The following is a 2,362-nucleotide window of genomic DNA, read 5'->3' on the forward strand; positions in this document are numbered from 1 at the left end:
CCCAGCAGCGCGGCCAGGGGGGCCAGCCCGTGACCGGCGCTGGAGACCACTCCGACGCCGACCACCGCCAGCGGCTGCACCGGCGCGGACTGCGCGGGCAGGGACTGCACGGGCGCGGCCGTGGTCACGAATACCTCCCGAGGATGGTGATGACGTTGTTGCCGCCGAAGGCGAACCCGTGGTTCTGCACGATGTCGACCCGGGCGTCGCGGCCGCGGCCCGGCACGCAGTCCACGCCGGGACCCAGCTCGGGATCGGTCTCGACGAGGTTCGCGGTGGGCGGCAGGAAGTCCTGCTCCAGGGCGGTGCAGCAGGCGATGGCGCCGAAGCCGCTGGCCGCGCCCATGGTGTGGCCGAGCATCGACTTGATGGAGCTGATGGGCGGCAGCCCGTCCCCGAACACCTGGCGCACGGCCCGGATCTCGGTGGAGTCGTTGGTCGGCGTGCCGGTGCCGTGGGCGCAGATGTAGTCGATCTGCTCCGGGGTGACCCCGGCGTCGCGGTGGGCCGCCCGGATGCAGGCGGCGATGCTGGTCGCGTCCGGGTGCACCATGTGGGCGGCGTCGCAGTTGGCGGCGTACCCGAGCACCTCGGCGTAGATCCGGGCGCCGCGCGCCAGCGCGTGGTCGAGCGGCTCCAGCAGCAGCGCCGCTCCGCCCTCGCCGGTGACGATGCCCGAGCGGCCCGCGTCGAACGGCTGCGGCAGGTCCTTCGCCATCGCGCCCAGGGCGTAGAACCCGGCGTGGGTGAGGCGGTTCACCGAGTCGGCGCCGCCGGCCAGCATGAGGTCGGCCTCGCCGGAGCGGACCATGTCGAAGGCGTACCCCAGCGCGTAGTTGCTGGCCGAGCAGGCGGTGGGGATGGTCTGGGCGTCGCCGCTCAGCCCGAGTTCGGCGTTGACGGCGCCGGCGATCTGTCCGGCGGGCATCTGCCCGACCAGGCGCGGCTCCAGGCCCTTGAGCCCCTGGGTGACCCACTGGCCTCCCAGACTCTGGGCCACCGCGGACTCGCCGCTGGTGGTGCCCATGATGGAGCCGGACCGGCCGGCGCGGAGCTCCCGCGCGTCGATCCCGGAGTCCTCGACGGCCAGGCGGGAGGCCGCGGCGGCGAGGAGCGCGCTGCGCCCCCACCGGTCGGGGTCGAGGTTGCGCAGCACGGCGGCCGGCTCGAAACCGGCCACCTCGGCGGCGTTGCGGCTGGGGAACGGAGTGGCGTCGAAGCTGCGAACCGGCCCGATGCCGACCCGGCCCGCCCGGACGGCATCGGCGAAGTCCTTCACGCCGATACCGACCGGGCTGACCGCTCCGAGCCCCGTGATGACGACTCGGCGCACGGGCGTCTCAGGCATTCTGCGCTGCGCATCCCGCGACGGCCGCCAGCAGCACCCGCAGCGTGGTCAGGGACTCGAGCTCCTCCTTGGGCAGGACGTAGCCGAGTTCCTTCTCTATTCGGGAGACGACGGTGATCAGGGTGAGGGAGTCGCTGTCGTAGTCCTCGATGAAGTGACCGTCGTCGGTCAGCTCACCGTCCTCCAGCTCCAGCTCCTCGTTGACGATGTCGACGACCTTCAGGCGCAGGTCGGAGTCGAGTTCCAGGCTCTGCACGGTCATGATGCGTCCTTTGCGGTAAGTGGTGTGGTTCCGGAGTGGCGCGGTTCCAGTGGTCGTGGTGCGGAGGGGGCCCGGGGTGTGGGGACCCCGGGCCCCGAGGGGGGCTTGGTGTGGGGGGTCTTGGTGTGGGGGGCTTGGTGTGGGGGGGGCTTGGTGCGGAGGGACCTCGGGGTGAGGGGCCTCGAGGTGAGGGCGCCTCGAGGTGGGGGGACCCGGAGGGTCAGGCGGCGGCCGGGGTCGGCGGCGTGAGGGCGATGGCGCCGAGCTGGGTCAGCATCAGCAGGTCCTGGCGGAAGCCCCAGTGCTCGACGACCTTGCCGTCCTCGATGCGGTAGATGTGGGTCTGCTCGACGTCCACCTGGCGCTGGGTGGGGGCGATGCCCAGGAAGTCGCCCGTGTGCTTGCCGGTGAAGCGCAGCCGCAGCACGGCGCGGTCGCCCTCGGAGAAGCTGTCCAGGTGCTCCCACGTGGCGCCCTCGAAGGCGCTGTGCACCCAGCGGGCGGTACCGAGGTAGCCGAGCGGGCCGTTCGGCACGCCGGGCTGCGCCTCGTGGTCGACGAACTCGGGGGCGACCCAGGTGAGGGCGGCCTCCTCGTTCAGGTCGTTGAAGATCAGGCCCATGTTCATGGCGAGGTCGAGTGCTTCGGTGCTCATGGCGTCTCTCCTGGAGAGTGGGTTGACAGGGTTGATCCCTCGGGCGGTGGTGCGGACGGCCCGCCGGATGGCGCGGTGACGGTCCGTCGGGTGGAAC

3 protein-coding genes are annotated in these 2,362 nt (G+C 72.2%); all 3 read right to left on the reverse strand.

Annotated features, from left to right (window positions below; translation table 11 throughout):
* Positions 1-124 precede the first annotated feature (124 nt).
* The 3 genes from HW445_RS27210 to HW445_RS27220 all read right to left on the reverse strand — a co-directional run bounded on the left by HW445_RS27210 (position 125) and on the right by HW445_RS27220 (position 2,265).
* Complete coding sequence (locus HW445_RS27210; protein ID WP_180223525.1) at positions 125-1,348, reverse strand: beta-ketoacyl synthase; 1,224 nt, start codon at positions 1,346-1,348, stop codon at positions 125-127.
* Entirely contained in the window at positions 1,341-1,610 is a 270-nt protein-coding gene (locus tag HW445_RS27215) for an acyl carrier protein (protein WP_180223526.1), read from the reverse strand. Before HW445_RS27215 ends, HW445_RS27210 begins: the two co-directional genes overlap by 8 nt.
* A gap of 220 nt (positions 1,611-1,830) precedes the next feature.
* Positions 1,831-2,265: an ester cyclase gene (locus tag HW445_RS27220; protein ID WP_180223527.1), complete on the reverse strand. Its 435-nt coding sequence runs from the start codon at positions 2,263-2,265 to the stop codon at positions 1,831-1,833.
* Positions 2,266-2,362: the final 97 nt, after the last annotated feature.

This window comes from Streptomyces sp. UH6 (assembly GCF_013421635.1).
GTDB lineage: Bacteria > Actinomycetota > Actinomycetes > Streptomycetales > Streptomycetaceae > Streptomyces > Streptomyces abyssomicinicus.